Source organism: Kiloniellales bacterium (assembly GCA_030064845.1).
Taxonomy (GTDB): domain Bacteria; phylum Pseudomonadota; class Alphaproteobacteria; order Kiloniellales; family JAKSDN01; genus JASJEC01.
This window is the reverse complement of sequence record JASJEC010000059.1, coordinates 1-24,341: the sequence shown is the minus strand read 5'-3', so window position 1 is coordinate 24,341 and position 24,341 is coordinate 1. Positions and strand designations below refer to the sequence as shown.

The window sequence follows — 24,341 nt, the reverse complement described above, 5'->3', positions numbered from 1 at the left end:
GTGGCCTCGTCGCAGGAGAAGATCGAGGCCGCCAAGGAGGCCTGGCGCGCGGGCGACTGGGCCCACGGCCGCTTCCAGCTGCCGCCCGACGACAAGGACGAGTTCATCCCCCTGCCGGACAAGTAGTGGGCAACCCGCGGTGCCGGCGGGACGGCCGGGTCAGCTCTGAGCGCCGCTCCCGGCTTCGTTCTCGCTGCGGGCGTACTTGTCTTCCCACTTCTTGAAGCGCTGGCGGACGTCGCGGCCGATCGGGCTCAGGCTGAGCGCCGCCCGGAAGCCCTCGCCGACCAGACGGCCGGGCCAGGCGGTCGGACGGGCGAACTGGATCAAGAGGACCGCCCGGTGCTCGTCGGTGTCGTTCCAGACCTCGTGCTCGTGCATGTCGTCGAACACGATGGTCTTGCCTTCTTTCCAGTAGAGCGTCCGGTCGCGCACCTCGATGCGGCATTTCTCCCGCTCGGCCGGGACCTTCAGACCGAGATGGCAGGTCAGGTAGTACTTGCTGACGCCGCGGTGCCGGGGAATGTGGAGCTGCGGATCGAGGAAGGAGAACATGGCCAGCGTCATGCCGGGGATCTGCTCGACGGCCTTGGCGGTGGCCGGCGCCCGGCGGCAGTTCTCCTCGACGCGGTGGCCGTAGTTGTAGAGGAAGAAGGTGCGCCAGGTGTCCTCGTAGACGATCTTGCTGGTGCCCGGCACGACATCGGCGAAGGAAGGAATGGCGGTATTGTGCTGCCAGATCGCCATGGCCTCGTCGCGAATCGCTTCCCAGTGGGTTTCCAGCTCCCGGGTCCAGGGAAAGATGTCCGGATCGTAGGACGGCTCGTCGCCGACCAGCGAATTGCGCTGGATCACGCGGTTGACCCAGCGCCGGACCGGGCGCACCAGCTTGTACTTGCGGTTCTTCTTGTCGGCACCTGCCATGACTCGATCCTTCAAACCTGCGGCCTCAGGCCGCCTTGTCCTGCGCCGCCTCGGATTCCTTGTAACGGCGCTCCCAGTCCTGAAGGTTGGTGCGGGCCTCCTGGATGAAGGGGCTCCAGCGCACCAGGCTGAGGAAACTGTCGCCGACCAGCTTGCCGAACCAGCTCACCGGGCGGTCGAACTGGACCAGCAGGATGATGCGGTCGTCTTCGGTGTCGTTCCAGACTTCGTGATGATAGACGTCGTCGAACACGATGGTCTTGCCCTCTTCCCAGACCAGGGTCTGCTCGTCGACCTGGATCCGGCACTTCTCGCGCTCCCGCGGCACCTTGAGCGCGAGGTGGCAGGTCAGCATGCTCTTGGTGACGCCCTTGTGGCGCGGGATGTGGAGCCCCGGCGCGTGGATCGAGAACAGCGCCGAGCGCATGCCGGGGATGTTCTGCACGATGCTGGCCGTCTTGGGCGCCCGGGCGCAGTTGGCCGGCACCTTAATCCCGTAGCCCCAGAGGAACATGCACTGCCAGCTCTGGTCGGTCGCGATCTTGCGGTGGTCCGGCGAGACATCGCTGAGCGGCGGCACGGCGTCGCGATGCCGCATGATCTCGTAGGCCTCGTCGCGGATCGTCTCCCAGTTGGCCTCGAGCTCCCGGGTCCAGGGGAAGACCGCCGTGTCGAATACCGGCGGGTCGCCGACCTTGGATTGCTTGACGAGGATCCGATTGACCACCCGCCGCAGCTTGAGTCCCAGCTTGACGATGGGTTTCCGCTGATGCTTGTCGCTCTTCATCTCTTCCTCTGGGCTGTCTGGAAGGGCTCGCTTCCGCCTTTCGTCGATCGGCCGGTCCGCGATCATACCCGAGCACGCCTCGGCGCAAGATCGCTCGACGTCTCGGCTGCTCCTATTTGGATCGTGATGGGCAATCGGCCGCTCGAGCTCTGCGAGTCCGAGGGAAAACACCGACCGCTAACAGCCTGAAGACGACCCCACCTTGACCGGCATCAAGTTCCGCGCACTAGTAATGGCTTTCCCTTCGCACGGCAAGTCTCGTTTCGACTCCGGCCCCGTCCCTAGCCGGTGCCGGCAGTCTCGTTGTAGAGCCGCTCGAGAGCGTCTCGGCGCACCAGCGCCGCCGGGTCGAGATCCGCCTCGGCAGGCAGGTCGCGGCCGAAGTGGCCGTAGCGGTCCTTTCCGCGCAGCAGCATGGCCGTATGACCGTCGTGCTTGGTCTGGCGCATGCTCGGAGCCAGGTACTGCACGTTCAGTCCGATCCGCCGGTCCCGGCTCGCGTTGGACGTCGAGGCGTGAAGGGTCCAGCCGTGGTGAAACGAGGCCTGTCCGGGTTGCAGGGCGCAGGTCACCGCCGCCGCCTCGGACACGCCCGGGACCGTCTGGCCCTGGAGGAGAACGTTGGTCTCGTCCTGCGTGACCTCGTGATCCCGCCGTCCCTGGCGGTGGCTGCCCGGCACCATGCGCATGCAGCCGCTCTCCGCCGTGGCCGGCGAGAGGGCCAACCAGAAGGTGACCTGGTCGTCGCCGTCAAATCCCCAGTAGGTCAGGTCCTGATGCCAGCTCACGTGGGCGTGGCTGCCCGGCTCCTTGATGATGTAGGTCGCGTTGTAGAGCAGGATGTCCGGTCCGATCATCGCCTCGACCAGGTCCAGGACGCGCGGATCGGACGCCAAGGCCATGGGCGAGCGCAGGATCGTGTGGACCTTGGGGCGGTAATGCAGCGGGCCGAATGCGGCCTCGGCCCGTTCCATGGCCGACCGGTGGCGCTGCGCTTCCTCGACATCCAGGATGTCGACCGGCGCGACGAAGCCGTCACGGCGGTAGCGTTCCGCGATCTCAGGCACGTTCCCTCTCGTCATGAAGGCCTCCGCGGCGTTCCTAGGTCTTGTAGTCGGGCTGCTCCCGGTCGAGCTTGCGCAGCAGGGCGGCCCACTCCGTCGTGCCATCGTAGTTGTAGTGTTCCGACTCGTACATCTGGTCCTGCATGCGCGCAACCTGCTGCGGGTCGATGATGTGGGGCTCGTCCTTCATGGCGAGCGTCTTGACCTGGACCGAGCAGGCCTGACGCAGGAAGTAGGTGCGGAAGAAGGCCTCGGGCGCGCTCCGGCCCAGCACGTAGTAGCCGTGGTTCCGGGTGATCATGATGCCCTTGTCGCCCAGCGTGCGCTTGAACTTCTCACCGTACTCCTCGTCCTCGAAGAACTCGTAGTCGATGTAGGTGACCAGGTGCATCAGGTAGACCGCCGCCTGGGACACCGCCTGCAGGCCCTTCTTGGTAGCGCTGACCGCCATGACGTCCTCGCAGTGGCCGTGGATGAAAAAGTTGACCTCGGGCCGGGTGCCGAAGATCCACTTGGCCAGGTTCTGGGCGCCGTCGACCGGCTGCGGCATGGCCGGATCGAGCGCGCGGCCCTCGCCGTCGGTCTTGATCAGGGAAGAGGCCGTGATCTCCTCGTAGAACAGGCCGTACTGGTGGAGCAGATAGTGGTCCGGATCGTCCTTGATCCGGGCGCCGATCACCTGGTTCGCCAGATCGGACATGCCGTAGTGGTCGAGCAGACGATAGAGCGCGGCCTGGTCGCAGCGGGTCTCCCATTCCGCCGGCGTGCAGGCCGCCCGCGACGTATGGGGCGGGGTCCGAGGCAGGCTCTGAAGGGTCATGGCGGGTCTCCCGGGATGGCGGCGTTTCCGGCAGGCTAATCCCGCTCACGCCCCCACGCTTGCTCGAAGCGAGCAATTCCTTGTCTTGAACACGCAATACATGCAATATTTCATCTATGAGCCTCCGGGTATCGCCGCCTGACGGGCCGCTGCCGGTCACCCTGGTGGTGGCGCCCCTCTTCTCCTTCACGTCCCTGGCGATCTGCATGGACGGGCTGCGCATCGCCAACCGCGAGAGCGTGGTTCCGGCCTACGACTGGATCGTCGCCGGCGAGACCGGGGCGCCGGTCCCCTCGTCCAGCGGCCCGGCGATCACGCCCCGGGCCCGGTTGGCCGAGTTGCCGGTTTCGCCGGTCACCATCGTCCTGACGGCCTACGAGCCGGAAGCGGCCTGCACCCCGGGCCTGCTCGCCTGGCTGCGCCGGCAGGACCGTCTCGGCGGCATCGTGGGCTGCGTCGATACCGCCGCATTGGTCCTGGCCCGCGCCGGCTTGCTGAAGGGCGAACGCATCGCGGTGCATCACGAGGTCGCGGCGCCGTTCCGCGAGGAGATCGGCGCCTCGATCCTGCCCGACCGGCGTTTCGCCTTCGAGGGACGCCGCCTCTCGAGCGCCGGCGGGATCGCCACCCTGGACATGCTGCTCGCACTCATCGAGCGGACCCGGGACCGGGCGCTGGCCGAGAGGGTCGCCCAAGGGCTGAGCTTCCCGTTCCCGCCGGACCCGGTGGCGGACGGGCGCGACCGGCTGCCGAGCGGACTGGCCGGCATCGACCGGCGCCTCGCCCGGCTCGTCGCCGTCATGCAGAGCCGCCTCGAGGCGCCGCTCCCCGTCGCCGAGGTCTGCCGGCGCGCCTCGGTCGAGGCCTCGACGGCGCGCCGCCTGTTCCGGGTCCACCTGGGCCAGTCGCCGTCGGCCTACTACCTCGGCCTGCGTCTCGAGCGGGCGCGGACCCTGCTGCGCTACAGCCATCTGGGCATCGCGGAGATCGCCGCCGCGGTCGGCTTCGCCGATGCGCCCTCCTTCTCGCACGCCTTCAAGCGGGTCACCGGCCTGCCGCCCTCGCGCGCCCGCCTCGACGTCGCCGGGACCTGAGCCCCGCCGGCGTTTGCCAACCCGCCGGCGCGCTCTAGAATTCACGGCTTCGATCGCGCGGGGCCAAGACCCGAAGGTGAAGCACTCCTTCCGACGCATCGTCTGGCCGCTCGCGCTGGCGCAGACGCTGATCTGGGCGGCGACCTACTACGCCTTCCCGGCCCTGCTGCCGGCCTGGGAGAGCGACCTCGGCTGGTCGAAGACCGAGCTCTCGGCCGCCTTCACCATGGCGCTGCTGGTGTCGGGCGCGCTCGCGCCCCTGGCCGGGAGGATCATCGACCGCGGCTACGGCACCCAGGCCTTCGCCGGCGGCGCCCTGCTCGCCGCGGCGCTGCTGGCGGCCTTGTCGCAGATCACCGCGCTCTGGCAGTTCTACGGCATCTGGATCGGCCTCGGCGTCGCCATGTCGGCGACGCTCTACGAGGCCTGTTTCGCGGTGCTGACCCGCGCCATGGGGGCCCAGGCCAAGCGGGCGATTACCCTGGTCACCCTGGTCGCCGGCTTCGCCGGCACGGTCTCCTTCCCGAGCGCCGACGCGCTGGTGGCAACGGTTGGCTGGCGCGGCGCCGTCGCGGTCTTCGCCGCGGTCGTCGCGCTGGTCGTGGTGCCCCTGGTCTGGACCGGCTGCCGCCGGGCGGAGCAGCATGCGGCCAACGAGGCGCCCGCCGCCAGCCCGAAGCTGACCGAAGCCCTGGGCGCGGCCAAGACCCTGACCTTCTGGTTCCTGGCCCTGGCCTTCGCGCTGAGTGCGCTCGACCACAGCATGATCATCACCCACATCCTGCCGATCCTGGACGATCGCGGCGTCCACCCCGAGGCCGCGGTGCTGGCCGCCTCGATGATCGGCCCCATGCAGGTCGCCGGCCGGCTGGCCATGATGGCGGCCGAGCGCCGGGTCTCGACGCTGGCGATCGCCTGTTCCTGCTATCTGGCCTTGGCGCTGGCCGCCGCCGCGCTCTGGGGCGCCGGCCTCGTGCCGGGGCTCGTGGCGGTCTTCGTCATCCTCCACGGCGCCGGCAACGGGGTCACCAGCATCGTCCGACCGGTGGTCACCGCGCTGCTGCTCGGCAGGCGCAACTTCGGCATCGTCGCCGGCTTCCTGGCCGTGCCCTACATGGCCGGCTACGCGCTCGGACCCACGCTGGCCGCCCTGGGCTGGGAGGCCGGGGGCTACGACCTCGTGCTTGCCCTCGCCGTCGTGATCTCGCTCGCCGGTCTCGCGGCCCTGCTCGCCGCCTGGCGCGTTGCCCGGGGCGCCGACCCGGATCCGGCGGCGTAACGCTACTTCACGAAGTAGCGCACGCGGATCGCCTCGGCGTCGGTCGACCGGCCGGTCAGGCGGGAAATGCTCTGCCCCTTGACGTCGTACTGGTACAGCGAGGCCTGCGGCATGCGGCAGTTGATCCTGATCTTGCTGGTCACCAGCTCCTCGGTCCTCGCGCTGTCGGTCGGCTGGTTCAGCGCGATGCCGGGCTTGCCGCCGAGCCAGTAGATCGGCTCCCAGCGCGGGAAGAACACGAAGCCGTCCGATCCCTGGTCGACCGGGAGAAGAGTCGGGCCGACGAAGTCCGCCGCGCCGTTCTCGTCGGCCACCGCGTACTCGAAGGTCAGCAGTCTGGTGCCCGTCTGGCAGTCCGCGGCGGCGTGTGAACCGGGGAGAAACTGGGAATGCAGGATCCGGCTCGGCGTGTCCCTGATCGCGAGGGCGCCAAAGGGCGCGACGTAAGTCTTGCCCGACGTCACGATGACCAGCTCGAGGTTGTGCTGGCCGTCCATGGCCGGCGCCTTGACCTCGAAGCGCGCGCGGTAATCGCTGCTCTGTTTGGTCGGCGGCGCCAGTTCCGTGCGGGTGCCGGCCGCGACGGTGTTCTGGGGTAGGCCGCGCAGGTAGATCCGCTCGACCACCGTGGGATCGTTCACGAAGAGCGTGAAGGAGACCTCGAAACTTTCGCCGGGCGAGATCTCGCGCGGGGTGATCTGCCCATCGCCGACGTTGGGCCGTACTTCCGGTGCGCTCGTGCAGGCGGACAGCAGCAGCGACGCGCCGGCGGTGAATTGAGCGATGTATGTCTTCATGGCTCTGTTCTCGCCAATCCCTCGGTCACGGTAATACGCTGGAGCAACAGGAACCTTCAAAAAACTATAGCAGATGAGTCGTGTAAATCGCCCGGGTCGTTTTGCTGGCATCGAATTCGCCAGAGCGGTTCGCGCTGAAACGGGGTTACGCGAGAGCCCCGATCAAGCGCGGACTGCTCTCAGGGCTTCCGGGACCCGGCGGCCCCGTTCCTTCAGTAGATTTTAATGTGCCCTTCAGGCTTGCTTCACATCGGTTTCAATCGACTTTCACGTCGGCACCTCAGGTTAAGAAGGCGACACGGGTTCGGACTGAAACAGAGAGGACATGCCATGCCACTGACCGCCATCGGCAACACGCCCCTTCCCGCCGCCAGCAAGTGGGCCTTCACCACCCGACGCGTCGAACGTGCGGACGTTCAGGGACTCCGCGCCGAGGTCTCGAATGCGGTTTCCGGCGACCTGGTTCTGGGCCAGGTCACGCGGCTGGGGCAGCACCGGAGGGTCCAGCTCTCTTCTGGCCGGCACTCGGAACTCTACCCGGGCGACTTCGTCGTCGCCGTGTGCGGCGCGCGCTACGCGCCCGACCAGTTCGAGGCCCGAGCCAAGCTCGACCCGGCCGGCGCTGACCTGATCGCCGGCGGCGGACTCTTCGGGGAGACGCGGCTCGCCCACGAGCAGATGTCGGCTCCGACGCGCATCAAGCCCCTCGGCCTGCTTACAGACCGGGAGGGCAGCGTCATAAACATTGCGCGCTATGCCCTGCCCGACCGGTCTATGCCTGGCGGCGTTACCGTGGTCCTCGTCGTCGGCACATCAATGAACGCGGGCAAGACCACGGCGGCAGTCAGCTTCGCCCACGGCCTCGGCCGCGCGGGGTATCGGGTCGCCGGGATCAAGGCGACCGGGACCGGCGCCTTCGGCGACTTCAACGCCTTTCTGGACGCCGGCGTTCCCCTCGTATCCGATTTCACCGATGCTGGCATGGCCTCGACTTACGGCCAACCCTTGAGTCGGATCGAGAGGGGCTTCGAAAGCCTCGTCGCCGATGCGGCGGCCAAAGGCGCGGATGTCATGGTCGTCGAACTGGCCGATGGCCTCTACCAGCAAGAGACCGCGCGCCTGCTGCAGGACTCGCGGATCCGCGCGGTCGCCGACGGCATCCTCTTCGCCGCCTCCGACGCGGTCAGCGCCGTTGGCGGCGTGGCACAACTGCGCGCCATGGGGCTCGAACCCTTCGCCCTGTCCGGCCGCTTCACCTGCTCGCCCTTGGCGTCGGCCGAGGCGGAAGCAAAGGTCGGGCTGCCGGTGCTGACCCGCAGCGCGCTCTGTGATCCGGAAGCGGTGTCGCGGGTTACACCCAGCTGGCTACCCAGCGCGCGAACCGAACAGAGAGAAGTGGCGTGAGCCGCATCCCAGGGGTCTTCGGTGGAGGCCGGGCGCGCGGCGTCGCCATAGTCGCCGCCAGCGCTGTTGGTCAGGGCATCGCGGCCGGCCTCGTAGCCTACGAGACCCGAGAAATCTTCTTCGCCCTGCATGGCGGCCCGGGCCCAATCCCGATCAGCTCGCTGCTGCTGCTCTTTCTCGGCGGTGTGGCGATCGCCGGCCTACGCGTGCTTGGGCGGGTCGCGGCCGAGAGCGTCGGTCAGGATTTCGCAATTGCGCTGCGCCATGTCCTCTTCGCGCATCTTGCCAGCCTACCGGCCGGCGTCGTCGCCAACCGCCGCAGCGGCGCCCTCGCCCTGCGCTTTGTCGGCGATCTGGCGACGGCGCGGCATTGGGCCGGGCTTGGTGTCGCCCGTATCATTTCGGCTCTCATCGTTGTCCCCGCGGCGACTGCCGTCCTGTGGCTGCTGAACCCATCCCTGGCAGCTGCGGCTTCCCTCCCCGTCCTGCTGTGCGTCCTCGCCATGCTGGCGCTCGCGCCCGGACTCGAGCCGCTGCATCGTGAGTTGCGCAAGCGGCGCGCCAATCTGGCGATCGACACCATGGAGCGCGTGTCGGCCGCTCCCGAGCTGACCATACTCGGACGCGCTCAAAAGGAACTCATGTCGCTGAACCGGCGCGGCGCGGAACTGCGTCAGGCATCCGTGCGCCGCATCTTCGGCATGACCACGCTCAAGAGCCTACCCGACCTCGGTCTTGCGGCAGGCGCGGCGGCCCTGCTAGGGGCCGCGTTCACGAGCGCGGCGGCACCGGCGGAGGCCGCGGCGGCCCTCGCGGTCATCGGCATCCTGGTTCAGCCCTTGCGCGACCTTGCCGGAGTCTGGGACCGCCGCTGCGCCTGGAGGATCGCGCGCGGCAAAATCGAGGACGTGCTGGCGTCGCCTAGTCTGACCCTGCCCAGCGGCAAAGCCGGTGAACGAAGCGACGCGCCGGCCCAGATCGCGTACCAATCGGTCGGCGCAGGTGTGTTGCGCGACTTCACGGCGGCAGCCGCGCCGGGTGAGAAGATTGCGGTGTTCGGGCCGAACGGCGCGGGAAAGTCGATCTGTCTCGCCTTGGCCGCCGGCCTGGAAGAACCGGCGGAGGGCAGCGTTGCGATCGACGGCGTCGACCTGAGACACCTGCCCTTGGCCGAGCGTCAGCGACGGCTCGTCTATGTCGGCCCCCGCTCCCCGATCCTACGCGGCAGCCTGCGGCGAGCCTTGACTCTGGGAATCTCCCCGCGTCCCGACGACTCGAGGATCGAAGTGGTCGCGCGGGATTTTGGGTTGGGTCCCGTGCTCGAACGTCTTGGCGGCCTGGACGGCCGCGTTTCGGCCGATGGCCGCAATCTCTCCGAGGGCGAGGCAAGGCGCGTTCAGCTGATCCGCGCCGCGCTGGCCAAGCCGGCGCTGCTACTAATCGACGATGTCGAAGGCGCCCTCGACAGTGCCGGGCGGGATACCCTGACGAAGCTGTTTCGCGATACGGCGGCGACAGTCCTGCTTGCCACGCGCGACCCCGCGATCGCCCGGGCCGCGGATCAAGTCTGGGTTCTTTCCAACGGATCCTCAATCGCGCAGGGGCCGCCGGAAGCCACGTTTGCCGGCATGGGCGCACAAACCCATAATGGCGGCATCCGCGCCGTCGCTTGATCGCCAAGGTTTATAGAAGATGCGCATTATCTCGAAGCTCTATCTATCGTTCGGCCTGCTGCTTGCCATTGCGGTCGTCGGCACCTCGCTAGCCATTCTCTGCGCCCGCGAGGCCGCCTTCCGCATGGAACGCCTCAACCTCGCGCACCAGGAGTACGAGGCCTACCTGTCGCTTTCCAACCACACCTATCAGCTGTTCAAGCAATTCGGCGACGCCATGCTGATTGGCGACCGGGACCGCGGCCGGGGAGAGACAGAGTTGCTCGGCAAGATTCGCGCCGACATTGCGCTCATACGCCGCTCGACCGCCGATTCGATCCGCGTGATTGGCGAAGAGGAGATCGCCGAGCTGGAGAACCTGGAGCGGATCGAGAGCCTGATCGAAGAACTGCTGGTCGAGCACCAGGACGTCATGGGCTCACGAGACAGGGAGCAGTTTTCCAGCTATTGGGAAAGGCTCTCTTACACCCTGGATGAACGCATTGACACCGATTTCAATCAGCTGATCCAGGAAGCAATCGCCGAGGAGGCGCGGGAAGTCGCAACCGAACGCGCAGCCACCGCCGAAATGATCCGCCAATTCCGGCTGCTCGCCGTCCTCGTCACCTTGATGGCGATCGCTGCGGCGACCGCCAGCATTTGGATCCTCCGGCGTGACCTACAGGAGCCGATCTCTAGACTGCTCGGCGGTGCCTCGGCCCTGGCGCGGGGCGACCTCGAGCATCGGATAAAGATCCTCGGCCGCAATGAGCTCCACGAGGTGGGGCATGCCTTCAACAAGATGGCGGAGGAGGTGGCCTCGCGCGAGCGGGCGCTCTCCAACGCTAACGCTCACCTGGAGAGCGCGGTCTCCGAACGAACCAGGGACCTGGAGCGTCTGCTCGGGGCCTTGAAGGAAAGCGACAGCAACCGCAAGCGGCTGCTGGCCGACGTCAGCCACGAACTGCGGACGCCGCTGACCATCATTCGTGGTGAGGCCGATATCGCCCTGCGCGGCGACAAACAGTCCGCCGAACCCTACCGCCTCGCGCTCTCCAACATCCGCGACGCGGCGATGCATACGGCGGGGCTGGTGGACGATCTGCTCTTCGTCGCGCGGCGCGAGGCGGGCGAGAACCGCCTGCGGCTCGAGCTGATCGATCTTGCCGATCTGCTCGCCAAGATCGTCGACCAGCACAGGACGATTTCCGAGCAGCACCATGCTCAGATTGATTTCACCGCAAACGTCGAGAAGGTGGAGGTCCGTGCCGACGCCGGGCGCGTTCGCCAGGTCGTGCTGATCCTGCTGGAGAACGCCATGCGCTACGGTGGCAGCTCGATCGAACTCCGCTTGGATCCCGCGCCCGGCGGTTATGCGATTGCCGTTCAAGACAATGGTCCCGGCTTGACTGAGAACGAGCAGAGCCGCGTGTTCGAACGTTTCTTCCGCGGATCGAACGCGGCAGCGCACTATCAGGAGGGTGTCGGCCTGGGCCTGCCGATGGCCAAGGCGATCGTCGAGGCCCACGGCGGTGCTATCGCCCTCGACAGCCGGCCCGGCGACGGCCTGACGGTCACCTTCACCCTGCCAAAGCGAGGCAATCTCGAGGTGGTTGCGTAGGGTCTGTGGACCCTAGAGCGGAGCCTGTTTCGCTGGCCTGCGCAGCCGCAAATGGGAAGGCAGGTTTGAGGTTCCTATGATCCGGGCGTTGCGCCGGACTGCGCCCCTCGTCAGCCCCAGTGCGCTCATTCCACCCAAGGTCCAGACTCCGCCTCTGCCCGCTTGACGAGCAGAGGCGACGCCCACCGCGCGAGAAATCCGCCCCAAAATTGAGTTGCCAAACGGGAATAGATGGCCCGCTCAATCGTTGTCTTCATGGTTAATGAGAAGCAAAGAACTGCCTTGGAACCAGTCTCTTGGGGTAGCGCGGCGGTGACGAAGGGGAGATCGGAACGTCACGCTTTGGGAAGAGGAAGAGATGCACGTTCTCCTGGTAGAAGACGAGGCGCGCGTCGCCGAATTCATTCAGAGCGGATTGAAGTCCGAAGGCTGGACCGTAACCGTCGCGCCCGATGGCGAGACCGGCCTCGGCATGATCGAGCAGGAGAGTTTCGACGTGATCGTGCTCGACGTGATGCTGCCGGGGATCAGCGGCCAGGACGTCTGCCGCAGAATGCGCGCGCGCGGGAACCTGACTCCGGTACTCATGCTGAGCGCCCTTGACCGGGTCGATGACCTCGTTGCAGGCCTACGGCTGGGCGCGGACGACTACCTGGCCAAGCCCTTCGACTTCGACGAGTTCCTGGCACGCATCGAGGCCCTGGCCCGACGCGGCATGGGCTTCGAACCCGGCCTGAGCCCAGATCAAGTGCTGTCGGTCGGCCCGATCCGTTTCGACACCCAGTCCCTCGAGGCCTATAGCGGCGATGCCCGGGTCGTCCTGACCAGCAAGGAGCGGGAGATCCTGAAACTCTTTCTCGGCCGCCCGGGGAAAGTCTTCTCGCGCGAGAGAATCCTGAACGCGGCCTGGGGTGTTAACGCTGATCCCTTGAACAACGTGGTCGATGTCTATGTGGCCCGGCTGCGCAAGAAACTGGGGCGCCACGGCGCGCTGATCGAGACCGTTCGCGGCGCCGGCTACCGGCTTTCCAAAGGCGTATGACGAGTTCCGGCGCGTGCCGGAAGGAACGGCGCAGCGGAAATTGTCACATAAATGCAACCTCGCGCACTGGCTGTTCGCGCTATGATGTCTACAACTAGTCAGAAGGGATCTACGGGAGGATCCGATGGCGCGGAAGGAACTCTGGTCCGCGGCCAAGATGGCCGTCAGGGCCTATGCGCACAATCCGTCGCAGGAGAACTCGCTCAAGGTCGCGATGGCGTGGAAGGCGATCCGGGATGACAGCGCCGCGGTGCCGCACACGGCTTCGCCCGCCTCGCGTGCGGGCTCAAAGCCGCAACACGCTCGATCGGTTACCTGAGGACGGCTATCGCTCCGAGTCGTCGCAGATCCACTCCGCGACGACATAAGGAGCCTCCTCTCTGGTCACCTCGGGGTGGCGGAGCTGGTAAACCGTGACCGCCGACCGAAACGCGTCCCCGTCGTCGCATCCCTTCGCGATCATTTCGCGATAGGTGCGGGTGACGATCCCCCTGCAAATGCAGGACTTTTCCGTAACCACCATCGCTTTCTCGAACTCCTTGCGTGCGGTAACAGAGCGATCCTGTCCGGCGCCCGGGCGCGCGTCAAGCAGCCTATAGGAAGCCCCGCCGGCATGCGTCAGAGGGCAGATTCGGCCGCCCCGAAACCGCCCACGGAGTCCCCCAACCCCGCCCACTCCGCGGTTAGGTCTTGATGCAGAGCCTCTACAGGCTTTGAAATGGGCCGTTGCGTGATCCTCCAGGGCGCGCGGTGTTTCGTGAGGAAGCATGGCTGACACACCTCCCCTTCCCTCCCACGCCGGCGCGGTGGTGATCGGCGGCGGCGTCATGGGCTGCTCGACGCTCTATCACCTCGCCAAGCTCGGGGTCCGGGACGCCGTGCTGCTCGAGCGCAACAAACTCACCAGCGGCACCACCTGGCATTCCGCGGCCCAGGTCCGGGCGCTCCGCTCGAGCCGCAACCTGACCCGGCTGATCCAGTACAGCATCGGGCTCTACGCCGAACTCGAGCAGGAGACCGGGCAGGCCACCGGCTGGATCAACAAGGGCTCGCTGTCGATCGCCACCAACCCGGACCGCCTGGTCCATATCCGGCGCCAGGAAGCCCTGGCGCACTCTTTCGGCGTGCCCGCCGAATTCATCTCGGCCGGCCAGGCTGGCGAGCTCTGGCCCCTGATGCGTCTCGACGACGTTCTTGGCGCGGTCTGGTCGCCGGTCGACGGCCGGGTCAATCCCTCGGATCTCTGCGCCGCCCTGGCCAAAGGCGCGCGAGCGCGCGGCGCCAGGACATTCGAGGACACGCCGGTCACGGGCATCCAGGTCAAGGGCGGCAAGGTGGTCGGCGTCGAGACCGCCGGCGGCACGATCCGCTGCGATGCCGTGGCGCTCTGCACCGGCCTCTGGAGCCGCGCCGGCGCCGCCATGGCCGGTGTCTCGGCGCCTGTCTGGCCCTGCGAGCACTTCTATCTGCTGACCAAGCCGGTCGCCGGCGCGGAACACCACCTGCCCACGCTCTCCGACCACGACGGCCACCTCTACATCCGGGACGAGTCCCAGGGACTCCTGGTCGGCTGCTTCGAGCCCCGGGGCAAGCCGCTCGACCCAGCCGGCCTGGGCGAGGACTTCGCCTTTCAACTGCTGCCGGAGGACTGGGAGCACTTCGAGCCCATGATGCTGAACGCCCTGCACCGCCTGCCGGTTCTGGAGACCGCGGAGGTGCGCATGCTGCTGAACGGACCGGAGAGCTTTACCTCCGACGGGTCCTTCCTGCTCGGCGAGTCGGCCGAGACGCGGGGCTTCTTCCTCGGCTGCGGCATGAACTCCGTGGGCGTCGCCACCGGCGGCGGCGCCGGCATGGCCCTGGCCCACTGCATGGTCGAGGGGCATACGCCCTACGACCTCCACGAGGCCGACCCCAAGCGCTTCCATCCGGCCGAAAGCGGGGTCGAGGCGCTCGCCGCGCGCGCCCCGGAAGTGCTCGGCAAGCACTACGAGATCGCCTACCCCGGCCGGCAGATGACCTCGGCGCGGGGTCTGCGCGACACCCCGCTGCACGCGCGCTGGGCCGCCGAGAAAGCCCGCTTCGGCCAGGTCTACGCCTGGGAGCGGCCGCTCTACTTCGGCGCCGGGCCGGAGGCGAAGGGAACCTTCGGCCGTCCGGCCTGGTTCGAGCAGGTCGGCCGCGAGGTCATGCAGGCCCACGAGGCCGCCGCGGTCTTCGACCTCTCGACCTTCGGCAAGATCCTGGTCGAGGGCCCGGACGCCGAGGCCTTCCTCGACCGGGTCTGCGCCAACGACATGACCCGGGCGCCGGGCCGCGCGATCTACAGCGCCATGCTGAACCAGCGCGGCGGCTTCGAGAGCGACCTCACCGTCCTGCGCCTGGACGAGCAGCGCTACCGCCTGTCGGTCGGCAGCTCGGCGGTCGGCCGGGATCTGGCCTGGCTCCGTCGTCAGCTGCGCGACGGCGAGCGGGTAACCTTTAGCGACGAGACGGAGGCGCTGGCCGTCCTCGCCCTGATGGGACCCGCGGCGCCCGAGCTCGCCCGCTCGCTCGGCGCCGACGCCCTCGACGACCTAGGCTATTTCCGCCACGCGCCCGCCGAGGTGGCCGGGGTTCCGGTCCACGCGGTGCGCCTTTCCTACGTCGGCGAGGCCGGCTGGGAGCTGACCTGCCGGGCGGAGGACGCCGAGCGGCTCTACGACGCCCTGGCCTCGGCCGGGGCCCGGCCGGCCGGGCTCTATGCCCAGACCGCCATGCGGATCGAGAAGCGTTTCCTCTCCATGGGCCACGATCTCGACGGTGACGTCTCGCCGATCGAGGCCGGACTCGCCTTCGCGGTGCGCTGGGAGAGCGACTTCATCGGCCGCGACGCGCTCGAGGCGCGGCGGCAAGCCGGGCCGAAGCTGCGCATGGCGACGATCGTCCTCGACGACCCGGAGGCGGTTCCCCTGGGGCACGAGCCGGTCTATCTGGACGGCGCGGTGATCGGCCAGACCACCTCGGCCGCCTTCGGCTACCGGATCGGCAGGCCCGTCGCGCTCGGCTACCTCGAGGCCGAGGCGGCGCGGGAGGGCCAGGCGGTTACGGTCGACATCGCCCGAACGCTCTTCCCGGCGCGGGTCACCATGAAGCCGGCCTATGATCCTTCGGGCGCGCGCATGCGGCCGGTAAAGTCAACAGAGAGGGTTTGAGTCGCCATGGAGTCGAAAGCGGTTTTCCTGCTTGGCCACGGCCAACCCGACCGGGTCTGCGAATGCCGCGAGGTGGCGGCGCCCGGCGCCCCCGGCGCCGGCGAGGTGCTGGTCGACATCAAGGCCTCGGCGATCAACCCGGCCGACCTGCTGATCATCGAGGGCCGCTATCCGGGCCCCGAGACCCTGCCGGCGCAGATCGGTATCGAGGGCGCGGGCGTGGTCGCCGCGGTCGGCCCCGACGTCGCCGATCTCCGGCCAGGCGATTACGTGATCAGCCTGGGCCGCGCCAACTGGTGCGAAAAGGTGCTGGGCCCCGCGTCGCAGTTCATCAAGCTGCCGAAGGAACTCTCGTTCCAGGACGCCGCCATGCTGAAGGCGAACCCGCCTTCGGCGCACCTGATGCTGACCCAGTACGTCGATCTCGAAGCCGGCGACTGGGTAATCCAGAACGCCGCCAACTCGGCTGTCGGCCGCCACCTGATCCGCCTCGCCGGCAAGCGCGGCATCAAGACGGTCAACGTCGTCCGGCGGGACGCGCTGGTGCCGGAACTGGGAGAGATCGGCGCCGACCTGGTGCTGGTCGATGGCGAGGACCTCGCCGAGCGGGTCCGCGCCGAGATCGGCGCCGAGGCCCGCTTGCCGCTGGCGATCGACGCAATCGGCGGACTAGCCTGCCAGCGCCTGGCCGACTGCCTGAGCGACGGCGGCACGGTGGTGAACTACGGTTTCCTCAGCGGCGAGCCCTGTATGATCACGCCCTATCAGACGATCATTCACGACATCACCCTGAAGGGCTTCTGGCTGGTCGGCTTCATGCGGAGCGCCAGCCGCGAGGAGATCACCGCGCTCTACGCCGCCATGGCCCGCCACTTCATCGACGGCACGTTTTCGGTGCCGGTCGAGGCGGAGTATCCCCTGACCGAGGCCAAGGCCGCCCTGGCCCACGCCAACCGGGAGAGCCGCGGCGGCAAGATCCTGTTTCGGATGGGCTGAGAGCGCGGGGCAACAAAGGGGCGAAGGCAATCGCCTGCCGCTTTAAAGGGCGTGGACGCACAAATTACGTACGGACAACGTCCGCTTTCGGCGGAGCCCCAGACATGGATTTACCCGCCGCCGACGTCGCAGATTAGCCAAGAACCGACATACCGAAGTTTCCCGCCAACCTTTTAACGATGCATTCGGCCAATAGTTGTCGTAGGGCGATGATTAGTCCAAGGGTTCGATGACTGCCTCAGACCGATACTGGGTCGATGGAGCAAAGTTGCACAGGGCGGGAAACGCCCTTAAGTTCTTGTTCGCCTATTTCTTCGAAGCGCGGTGCTTTGCGGCACTCGGCAATCAATCGCTGAGTAGACAGAATCTGACCGTGCTTGGCCTCATTGCAAAGCCGTGAGGCTACGTTGACCACTGTCCCGACCGCCGTGTAGTCGTATTGGCCCGAGCTACCAACAAGGCCCAGTGTCGCATAGCCTGTCGCCATGCCAAAACCGACGCCAAGCTGATACCCGAGCTCTTGCCAGCGACGGCATGCATCGAGGAGCAAGTCACGCATCGCTATCGCGAGCTGCACCGCCTCGTCAGGGGCGTTCTCAATTGGCAAAGGGTCATTCAGTACAACTAGTAGATTGTCTCCAGCGCGATTTGATATCGTGCCATTATGATTTCTAACAACCTCTCCTGTGAGGCTGTGGAACTGCTCAAGGACTTCTATGACTTCTTCGGGTTCCGAAGTTTCCGAAAAGGAAGTGAAACCACGCAAATCGCAGAAGAGCGCCGCGATTTTTCTCCGGTGGCTTGAAAGCAGACCCTCCTTTTCCTCAGTAAGCACGAGCTCAGCAACCTGATCAGGTAGGAACCTCTTGAGCATTGAAAGACGTTCAAGCTCCTCGACTTGGGTTCGCACACGCTCTTGAAGGGACTTGTTCACTTCTGCTAATTGGTCTGATACCGTCTTCGCTTCATGCATTAGCCGTGCATTCTCTAATGCAACGACGCTGTGATCTGCAAAGCGCCTCAGCAGCTCAACTTCCACTTCACTGAATGGCCGGACTTCTTGTCGGTATATCGTGAAGGCGCCGACTAAGTCTTCGCCTGCCAACATTGGAACAGCGAGGAAAGATCGAGCACCGCCGAGCTCTGCAGTAGCCACGCGAAGCGGCTCTCGCTTCTCATAAATGTCCTCGCCTACAACATCCGAGATGTTCACGGGCTGGTTTAGCTCTGCAATACGCCCCAATCCGGTGCGTGGGTCTACCGTGAACCATCCTTGTCCCACGAGATAATCGCTAAATGCTTGGGGCACGCCCTTCATGTGATCCGCACGGTAACCTTTCGGGTCCTCGTAGCGATACAGAATGCCTAGCTGCGCTTCACACAGATTCAACGCACCAGACAATGTAGCCTGCATTGCCAGATCAACGTCCCCGGCAGATCGGGCGATGATCTGAATGATTTGACCTAGTGCGGCCTCAGCTGCTTCGGACAACGCCAGCCGATTGGTGAGTTCTTCGATTGCAGACGATGCAGTGTCTTGGACAGTGATGGCAGAACTCTCCAAGGTTCAAGTTTTCCCTACAGCACAGCACATCGATTATTGTCCAATTCCGTGACAGGGTGAAGCTTCAATGAACGCACCTCGTTAGTGCTAAGAACTGTCAGCACCCGACATGGAGGTATGCTCCGCGATCGATTAGAAATGTCCGCTTCGGGCTAGAATCGGACTTTGCCCGTCTTGCCCAGAAGATTCCGCTCCGGGACGTGGAGCAGCCTTCGAGGCCCCGTAGTTGGACCTGGCTCGCGCATGTCCTTGAAGAGCTCACGGCTGAGAACGAACCATCTTCAGACGGAACGAGCTTGATGTCCTGCCCCTCTGTCAATCTGCTCTAACGCCGGGAATTGGAGGCGGATCGTCACGAGACTTTCCTGCCCACGCTTTCTTAACAGCGCGGTCCTAACATCGGATGCCTTGCCATGCGCGTTTCGTCCCGTGCTATCGGGCGCACCGATATGTTCGCCAGACACTCGATCGCCGCCGCTCTGTTTGCCGCCCTCCTGGTCTGCTGCCGGCCGGCACCCGCGGCCGCCTTCTGCATCGAGAATCGCGCCGACGAGGCGCTGACCTTCGTCGTCGACGTCGACGGCGCCGGCCGCAACGCGCCCTATGTCCGGACCTTGGCGCCCGGCGAGGAAGGCTGCTGCGACTGGCGGCGCTACGATTGCAACAGCAGCGGCGAGAGCGACGGCGTGCTGCAGTTCTCGGTGTCCCGCAGGGTGGGCGACCAGGCGCTGACCTGCTTCGGCGATTTCGAGGCCAGCGACCGCTTCTACTTCCAGGCGCGCTCAGGCAGCACCGATTGCGCGTGGGGCCTGACCGCGAACCGCAGCGGCCGCCAGCTCTGGAACCACTTCAAGGATCGCATGGCGCGGCTGGTGGCCTGGCTGCTGGACAGGTTCAGCAGCTAGCCGGGCCCAGCCCTACTCGCCCGCGAGGGGCGAGGCCGCGGCTTCCGGCTCCGGCTTGGGCGCCTCGCGCTTCTGCTCTTTCGCCTTGGCTTGGTAGAGCGTCTCGATGGCGCGCCTCACGAACTCGGCGAGCGGTTCACCGCTCTGGTGGGCGGCGACGCCAAAGCACATGCTGACCGCGCCGTAGCGCTCGCCGGTCTTCAGGTTCTTGAGCTTGTTCGCGCCCAGGTCCTGGCGGATGCGGTCGGCCAATTGCTCGGCCTCCGGAAGCCCGGTGCGGGGCAGGATGACGGCGAACTCCTCGCCGCCGTAACGGGCTGGCGTGCCGGTCTTGCCGGTGATCCGGCCGAGCCGGCCGGCGACGAACTTGATGACCTCGTCCCCGATCTCGGCGCCGTAGATCTCCTTGAAGGCCCGGAAGTTCTCGATCTCGGCGAAGATCAGCGCGAGGTCCTGCTTTTCCCTCGCGGCCCGTTCCGCCTCCTCGCGGAGCAGCAGATCGAAGTACGTGCGGTTGGCGATCCCGGTCAGGGGGTCGGACATGGCCTGCTGGCGCATCTCGCGGAGGTGCTGGTTGAGGCCTTCGATCTCCTTGCTCGATTCCGCGAGGCGGTGCTCGAGCGCCTTGTTCTTCTCGATGACCTGCTGCGTCTTGCTCAGGATCCCGCGCACCAGGCCAGCCACCTCCTCCGCCGTGCCGCCACCCTCGAGCTGGTTGGAGATACCGATCAGCGCCTCGCCGTAGGCACCGTGATCCCGGCCGGCCTCGCCGATACAGGCCCGCACTTCCTGCATGGAGGACTGCAGGCGCTCGGAAGCGTCGTCGAGCACCTTGTGCTCCGAGGGGTTGAGCAGGTACCGCTCATAGATCTCCTCGCAACGGTCATTGCTCAAGGCGCCCTCGTCGTTCAGCACCTTGTCGACCGCCCAGACGAGACCGGGGTTGGCGCCGGAGACATAGTCGTACCACACCGCCATGGTGGCGGGATTGGGCGTCAGGCCGTGCTTATCCAGAAAGCTCATGGCGGCCTTGGTGTACTCGACCGCTTGGTCGTGACTCTCCGTGTAGCGCATGGCGACACTCCGGGCTGGCTGAGATTAGTCCTCGGGGGCTGAACTAGCGGGTCAGGACTAGCAGGATTTGGTTATCAAACCCTCCATGCCCGGCTCAGCGCGAGCTTCCGAAATCGCCGCCCTTCTTCCGGCCATCAGGGCGCGGCAGGCCCGCGCCTCGCCGAGCGCCCGGCGGCGCTCGGCCTGGGCCAGGACGATCCAGCGCCGCGCCGCCGCCTTGCGCGCCGGCGGGCGCGCGGGATTGCCGATAGCCGCCAACTCGATGGCGATGTTGCCCGTCAGCCACGCCGCGCGGGCCCGCCAGCGATGATACCCGCGCCGCAGGGGATCGCCGCCGCAAAGGATATCCGGCTGTGCGTCGCGCCCGAGGGTCACGGCGACAAGAACCGCGCAGAGGCGACCGCCACGAGCCCGCTCCCCGGTGTCTGCAATGACCCGGGAATGTAAGCATGACTTGATTTTTGTGAAGCAGACCTTGCTTAACGGGCAAGCAAGGCTATGGCCCCCGGCGGTAGCGGCGGTGCTCCACCATGGTGCCGACGATTCGCCCGGGATTGCTCTCGTCGAGCGTCAGGGTCGGCCAATCGGGGTTGAGGGGCACGAGGTCGATGACCTCGCGGCCGCGGTCGTCGTGGCGCCGGAGCCGGTACTTCTTGAAGGTCGCGGACTCCTCGCCATCCAGCTTGGCGACGACGAAATCGCCCGGTCGCGGCGGCACTGCAGGGTCGATGATCACCCGGTCTCCCGGTTCGAACTCGGGGGTCATGGAGCGGCCTTCGATCTCCAGGACGAAAGCCTGGCCGCTGACTGGCTCGTCCGGTGCGATGTAGTCACCGCCGGCCCCGGCGGCATAGGGATCGGCCACTTCCGACCAGTGGCCGGCTTGGACCACGTCGATCACCGGCAGCAGGCGGGGGCGCTCGGTCTGTTCGGCGCCGTCGAGCAGCCAGTCCAGGCTGACGGCGAAGAGATCGGCCAGGGCGCGCAGGCGGCCGGTCGAGGGGCGCGTGCGGCCCTGCTCCCATTGGGAGATCGCCTGAGACGTGATGCCGAAATGGTCGCCCACGTCCTGTTGCGTCAGGCCGCGTCCGCTCCGCGCCCGCTCGAGCCGGGCACCCAGGGTCTCGGGCCCCGTTCGCGGGACTCGGGTCTGCTCCATGGTTTCAGTCTTAAAGGCAAACTTTCAGAAGTCGAGCAAGATTCACTTGATATTGTCCAAGTTTCGCTTTATATCGAACAAAACGTGAACATATGTCCCCTCGTGCCTCTCGGGAAAGGATCGCCGCCATGAAGCCCTGCCCGTGCTGCGGACGCAGCGCGCCCGCCGGTCTGGTCTGGGCCGTTCCCGGCGCGCACCAGGTCTGGATCGACGGGACCTGGGTGCCGGTCAGGCCGATCGGCGCCGACATCCTCTCGGTGCTGCTCGACGCCGGCGGCGGCCCGATCAGCCGCGACATCCTGATCGACAAGGTCTACGGGCCGAACCCGCCCCAGCCCAACACCCTGCACGTTCACGTCCACGCCCTGCGCCGCGAGTTCCGCAAGCGCCTGGGCCGATCGGTCATCGAGACGGACCGCGGCTACGGCTTTCATCTGGAGTTCGCCGCACGGCGGCGCGCCGGCGGGGACTCGCCCGCCCCATCGACCTGATCGCCCCCAATTGATCGCCCCCAATTTGATCTCCGAGGAGTGCATGACCACAAGACCAGACCGGAAGGACCGAGACACGGACCCCATCACCGCCCCGGACGATGACCCGGACGACGACGGGGCCAAGGTGCCGGACCTCTACGACTGCCTGCAGCGAACGCCGTGGCAGGGTGCGGACAGCGAGTACGAGCCGGAGGAGCGCGCGCCCTCCGTCCCCTGGGCCGAGCTCTGGCCCGGAACCGGCGTGCCGGAGACCGAGGCACCCGAAACCGAGGTGCCCGAAACTGAAATACCCGGAACCGATTGGCCCGACGATGCCTGGCCGGACCACGACGAGGCGCTCCTGCCCGAGGGGTTGATCCCCGATCCCGGGGGCGACCCGCGGGAGGAGACATGAGCGGGACCGCGCGGCGCCTGGCGCGTGGCATGCCGGGACGCCGGGCGACGGGGGCCCGCGTCCATGGCCCGTAAGCCCCGCCGGATCCGGACCGGGCGGGACGCCGTGGACTCCCGCGCGCAAACCGCCGCGGCCCAGACGGAGCCGACCGCCGAGCGCTTGGCCAAGGGGCCGGCGATCGTCCGCATCGAGACCATCGCGGCCGGCGTCACCCTCCCCTTCAACCAGGAGGAATGCCTGTTGGACCGGCTCTATCGCCGCGCCTCGCTCGGGCCGCCGGGCGGTGCCGCGGCGCGCCGGCGCCTGGAGGCCGGGCTCTGGCTCCGCCGGCTCTACGTCGAGACCCACGACCTCGCGGAGGGTGTCTGGCGCTACCACGAGGGCGGCCGCGACCAGAGTGAGATGAGCGACCGTCAGGCCTGGAACCACAAGCGCTACCTCGACACCGCCCGCGCGCTCGGTCCGCACTGGCGCGCCCTGGAGGCGGCCTGCTGCCTCGACCGGGCGCCGGCCCGCGGCGCCGAGGCCCTGCGGCGCGCCCTCGACGCGCTCGCCGATCATCGGGGCATGTAGCTGCTGAAAAAGTGCTCAGCCGGAACCATCACCCTTCGACAAGCTCAGGGTGAGGGCGGAGTGTTTCAGGCACTTTCCCTCATCCGCGCGTAGCGCCGGGCTTCGCCCCCTGTCGAAGGATGACCGTGATCAAGGGCTTCAAGCGTTAGATCGGGATCCTTGCGTGATCCCGCGACCCGCTCTCAAGCCCGGTTGCCCGTCCCGCGCCTCTTCTCTAGGTTCCGGATCATGCTCGCTCTGATCCGCGTCTCTTGCCTGCTTCTGGCCGCGTTCCCGCTCTGGGCGGCCCCCCTCTACTCCGTCGCCCCCGGGGCGCGGGCCGAGGCCTGGGCCGAGGGCGAGGCGGAGAAGGCGGCGCGCGAGGCGCTGGCGGAATGGTCGGGGCTGGTCGCCGATGTGCGCAGCCTGCCGCCGCGGGACCGCAAGGCTTTCCTGCTGGTGGTGCGGGGCCTGGTCGAGGTCGACGCCAACCGCGACGTGGTTCCCAAGCTCGTCCGCGGCGAGCACGAGGCGCTTTGGGCGCTCAAGGTCCTTACCCGCGAGCAGGCGCATCTCAGCCAACTTGCCGACGACCTGGGCTGGCCGGAGCTCGCGGCCTACTTCCGCAAGGAAGCGGCCGACGGCGCGCGCCTGATCCGGGGCGAGATCGATCTCGAGCGCTACCGGCATCTCGGAGCAATCAACGCCAGCCGTCTCGACGCGATCGTCGCGCCCTACAAGGCGGACCCGGCCTTCGTCGGCCAGATGATGGAGCAGTCCGAGCGGGCCCAGCCTTTCGCCAGCTTCATTGTCAACGAGTCGAAGCTCTTCGGCTCGGGCGAATAAGCGGTGTCCGCGCCCGCCCTGACGCTCTACGGCCGCGGCAGCTCGGACAACGTCCAGAAGGTGCTCTGGACGCTGGGCGAGATAGGGTTGGACTTCGAGCATGTCGAGCTGGGCGGCGCCCATGGGGGCCTCGACGACCCTGGATTCCGGGCGCTCAATCCCCACGGCCGGGTGCCGACCCTGCGCGACGGCGAGGTCGTGGTCTGGGAGAGCATGGCGATCGTCCGCTACCTCGCCGCCCGCTATGCCGCCGGGACCTTCTGGCCCGACGATCCGGGTGCGCGCGCCGTGGCCGACCAATGGATGACCTGGTGCCAGGCGGTGCCCTACGCGGCCGGCAACAAGCTGTTCTGGCTGACCGTGCGCACGCCGGCGGCCGACCAGGACAAGGCGGCGATCGCCCAGACGCTCGCGGTCCTGACCAGCCAGCTCCGGCTGGTCGAGACCCGGCTCGAGTCCTGCCGCTACCTGGCCGGAGACCACCTCACCATGGCAGACATCCCGCTCGGCGCGATCCTCTTCCGGTACTTCAAGCTGCCGATCAAGCGCGCCCGCCTGCCCAACATTGCCCGCTGGTACGAGGACCTCGCCCAACGCGAGGCCTACCGCCGGGCCGTCATGGTGTCCTTCGAGGCGCTGCGCGGCCGGCTCGCCTACTGAACGCGCTGCTCGCTAGAGC

Annotated in this window: 24 protein-coding genes; 15 read left to right on the top strand and 9 right to left on the bottom strand. The window is 67.0% G+C overall.

Features of this window, described 5'->3' with window-relative positions:
* Positions 1 to 159 precede the first annotated feature (159 nt).
* The 4 genes from QNJ67_17605 to QNJ67_17590 all read right to left on the bottom strand — a co-directional run bounded on the left by QNJ67_17605 (position 160) and on the right by QNJ67_17590 (position 3,595).
* Positions 160 to 924 (bottom strand): aspartyl/asparaginyl beta-hydroxylase domain-containing protein, encoded by a 765-nt coding sequence (locus tag QNJ67_17605; GenBank protein MDJ0610796.1) that lies wholly within the window; start codon positions 922 to 924, stop codon positions 160 to 162.
* A gap of 25 nt (positions 925 to 949) precedes the next feature.
* Complete coding sequence (locus tag QNJ67_17600; protein ID MDJ0610795.1) at positions 950 to 1,711, bottom strand: aspartyl/asparaginyl beta-hydroxylase domain-containing protein; 762 nt, start codon at positions 1,709 to 1,711, stop codon at positions 950 to 952.
* Positions 1,712 to 1,992: 281 nt separating this feature from the next.
* Positions 1,993 to 2,793 (bottom strand): phytanoyl-CoA dioxygenase family protein, encoded by an 801-nt coding sequence (locus tag QNJ67_17595; protein ID MDJ0610794.1) that lies wholly within the window; start codon positions 2,791 to 2,793, stop codon positions 1,993 to 1,995.
* 19 nt (positions 2,794 to 2,812) lie between these two features.
* Complete coding sequence (locus tag QNJ67_17590) at positions 2,813 to 3,595, bottom strand: class II aldolase/adducin family protein (GenBank protein MDJ0610793.1); 783 nt, start codon at positions 3,593 to 3,595, stop codon at positions 2,813 to 2,815.
* Positions 3,596 to 3,711: 116 nt separating this feature from the next.
* Here QNJ67_17590 and QNJ67_17585 point away from each other — a divergent pair, with 116 nt between their 5' ends.
* Positions 3,712 to 4,689, top strand: a complete 978-nt coding sequence (locus QNJ67_17585) for a helix-turn-helix domain-containing protein (protein ID MDJ0610792.1) — start codon at positions 3,712 to 3,714, stop codon at positions 4,687 to 4,689.
* A 76-nt stretch (positions 4,690 to 4,765) separates the two neighbouring features.
* Complete coding sequence (locus QNJ67_17580) at positions 4,766 to 5,968, top strand: MFS transporter (GenBank protein ID MDJ0610791.1); 1,203 nt, start codon at positions 4,766 to 4,768, stop codon at positions 5,966 to 5,968.
* A gap of 2 nt (positions 5,969 to 5,970) precedes the next feature.
* Here the strand turns inward: QNJ67_17580 and QNJ67_17575 are convergent, their stop codons facing one another.
* The gene (locus tag QNJ67_17575; protein MDJ0610790.1) at positions 5,971 to 6,765 is read right to left on the bottom strand and encodes a hypothetical protein; all 795 of its coding nucleotides are present in this window, start codon (positions 6,763 to 6,765) and stop codon (positions 5,971 to 5,973) included.
* A gap of 330 nt (positions 6,766 to 7,095) precedes the next feature.
* On the opposite strand from QNJ67_17575, the gene QNJ67_17570 reads away from it, so the two are divergent.
* The 7 genes from QNJ67_17570 (at position 7,096) to QNJ67_17540 (ending at position 16,674) form a co-directional block, all read left to right on the top strand.
* Complete coding sequence (locus tag QNJ67_17570) at positions 7,096 to 8,169, top strand: hypothetical protein (protein ID MDJ0610789.1); 1,074 nt, start codon at positions 7,096 to 7,098, stop codon at positions 8,167 to 8,169.
* Complete coding sequence (locus QNJ67_17565) at positions 8,166 to 9,842, top strand: ABC transporter ATP-binding protein (GenBank protein MDJ0610788.1); 1,677 nt, start codon at positions 8,166 to 8,168, stop codon at positions 9,840 to 9,842. Before QNJ67_17570 ends, QNJ67_17565 begins: the two co-directional genes overlap by 4 nt.
* A 19-nt stretch (positions 9,843 to 9,861) precedes the next feature.
* The gene (locus tag QNJ67_17560; GenBank protein MDJ0610787.1) at positions 9,862 to 11,442 is read left to right on the top strand and encodes a HAMP domain-containing sensor histidine kinase; all 1,581 of its coding nucleotides are present in this window, start codon (positions 9,862 to 9,864) and stop codon (positions 11,440 to 11,442) included.
* A 358-nt stretch (positions 11,443 to 11,800) separates the two neighbouring features.
* Positions 11,801 to 12,484 carry a response regulator transcription factor gene (locus QNJ67_17555; protein ID MDJ0610786.1) on the top strand — a complete coding sequence of 228 codons (684 nt, stop codon included), beginning with the start codon at positions 11,801 to 11,803 and terminating at the stop codon, positions 12,482 to 12,484.
* A 124-nt stretch (positions 12,485 to 12,608) separates the two neighbouring features.
* The gene (locus QNJ67_17550; protein MDJ0610785.1) at positions 12,609 to 12,803 is read left to right on the top strand and encodes a hypothetical protein; all 195 of its coding nucleotides are present in this window, start codon (positions 12,609 to 12,611) and stop codon (positions 12,801 to 12,803) included.
* A gap of 448 nt (positions 12,804 to 13,251) precedes the next feature.
* A complete protein-coding gene (locus QNJ67_17545; GenBank protein MDJ0610784.1) occupies positions 13,252 to 15,678 on the top strand; it encodes an FAD-dependent oxidoreductase in 2,427 nt (808 codons plus the stop codon).
* Between the two features lie 6 nt (positions 15,679 to 15,684).
* Positions 15,685 to 16,674, top strand: coding sequence for a zinc-dependent alcohol dehydrogenase family protein (locus QNJ67_17540; protein ID MDJ0610783.1), 990 nt, complete (start codon positions 15,685 to 15,687; stop codon positions 16,672 to 16,674).
* 238 nt (positions 16,675 to 16,912) lie between these two features.
* On the opposite strand, the gene QNJ67_17535 is transcribed toward QNJ67_17540, so the two are convergent.
* The gene (locus tag QNJ67_17535; protein MDJ0610782.1) at positions 16,913 to 18,238 is read right to left on the bottom strand and encodes an adenylate/guanylate cyclase domain-containing protein; all 1,326 of its coding nucleotides are present in this window, start codon (positions 18,236 to 18,238) and stop codon (positions 16,913 to 16,915) included.
* A 449-nt stretch (positions 18,239 to 18,687) separates the two neighbouring features.
* Here QNJ67_17535 and QNJ67_17530 point away from each other — a divergent pair, with 449 nt between their 5' ends.
* A complete protein-coding gene (locus QNJ67_17530; GenBank protein MDJ0610781.1) occupies positions 18,688 to 19,143 on the top strand; it encodes a hypothetical protein in 456 nt (151 codons plus the stop codon).
* A gap of 12 nt (positions 19,144 to 19,155) precedes the next feature.
* Here the strand turns inward: QNJ67_17530 and QNJ67_17525 are convergent, their stop codons facing one another.
* From QNJ67_17525 to QNJ67_17515, 3 genes are all read right to left on the bottom strand, one after another.
* Positions 19,156 to 20,217, bottom strand: a complete 1,062-nt coding sequence (locus QNJ67_17525; protein ID MDJ0610780.1) for a GGDEF domain-containing protein — start codon at positions 20,215 to 20,217, stop codon at positions 19,156 to 19,158.
* A 57-nt stretch (positions 20,218 to 20,274) separates the two neighbouring features.
* A complete protein-coding gene (locus QNJ67_17520; protein MDJ0610779.1) occupies positions 20,275 to 20,592 on the bottom strand; it encodes a hypothetical protein in 318 nt (105 codons plus the stop codon).
* A gap of 121 nt (positions 20,593 to 20,713) precedes the next feature.
* The gene (locus tag QNJ67_17515) at positions 20,714 to 21,376 is read right to left on the bottom strand and encodes an XRE family transcriptional regulator (GenBank protein MDJ0610778.1); all 663 of its coding nucleotides are present in this window, start codon (positions 21,374 to 21,376) and stop codon (positions 20,714 to 20,716) included.
* A 128-nt stretch (positions 21,377 to 21,504) separates the two neighbouring features.
* Between QNJ67_17515 and QNJ67_17510 the strand changes: the two genes are divergently transcribed.
* The 5 genes from QNJ67_17510 (at position 21,505) to QNJ67_17490 (ending at position 24,322) form a co-directional block, all read left to right on the top strand.
* Positions 21,505 to 21,867 carry a winged helix-turn-helix domain-containing protein gene (locus QNJ67_17510; protein MDJ0610777.1) on the top strand — a complete coding sequence of 121 codons (363 nt, stop codon included), beginning with the start codon at positions 21,505 to 21,507 and terminating at the stop codon, positions 21,865 to 21,867.
* A gap of 43 nt (positions 21,868 to 21,910) precedes the next feature.
* Entirely contained in the window at positions 21,911 to 22,264 is a 354-nt protein-coding gene (locus QNJ67_17505; GenBank protein ID MDJ0610776.1) for a hypothetical protein, read from the top strand.
* 63 nt (positions 22,265 to 22,327) lie between these two features.
* Complete coding sequence (locus QNJ67_17500; protein MDJ0610775.1) at positions 22,328 to 22,837, top strand: hypothetical protein; 510 nt, start codon at positions 22,328 to 22,330, stop codon at positions 22,835 to 22,837.
* A gap of 228 nt (positions 22,838 to 23,065) precedes the next feature.
* Complete coding sequence (locus QNJ67_17495) at positions 23,066 to 23,662, top strand: hypothetical protein (protein MDJ0610774.1); 597 nt, start codon at positions 23,066 to 23,068, stop codon at positions 23,660 to 23,662.
* A 3-nt stretch (positions 23,663 to 23,665) separates the two neighbouring features.
* Complete coding sequence (locus QNJ67_17490; GenBank protein MDJ0610773.1) at positions 23,666 to 24,322, top strand: glutathione S-transferase family protein; 657 nt, start codon at positions 23,666 to 23,668, stop codon at positions 24,320 to 24,322.
* Positions 24,323 to 24,341 lie beyond the last annotated feature (19 nt).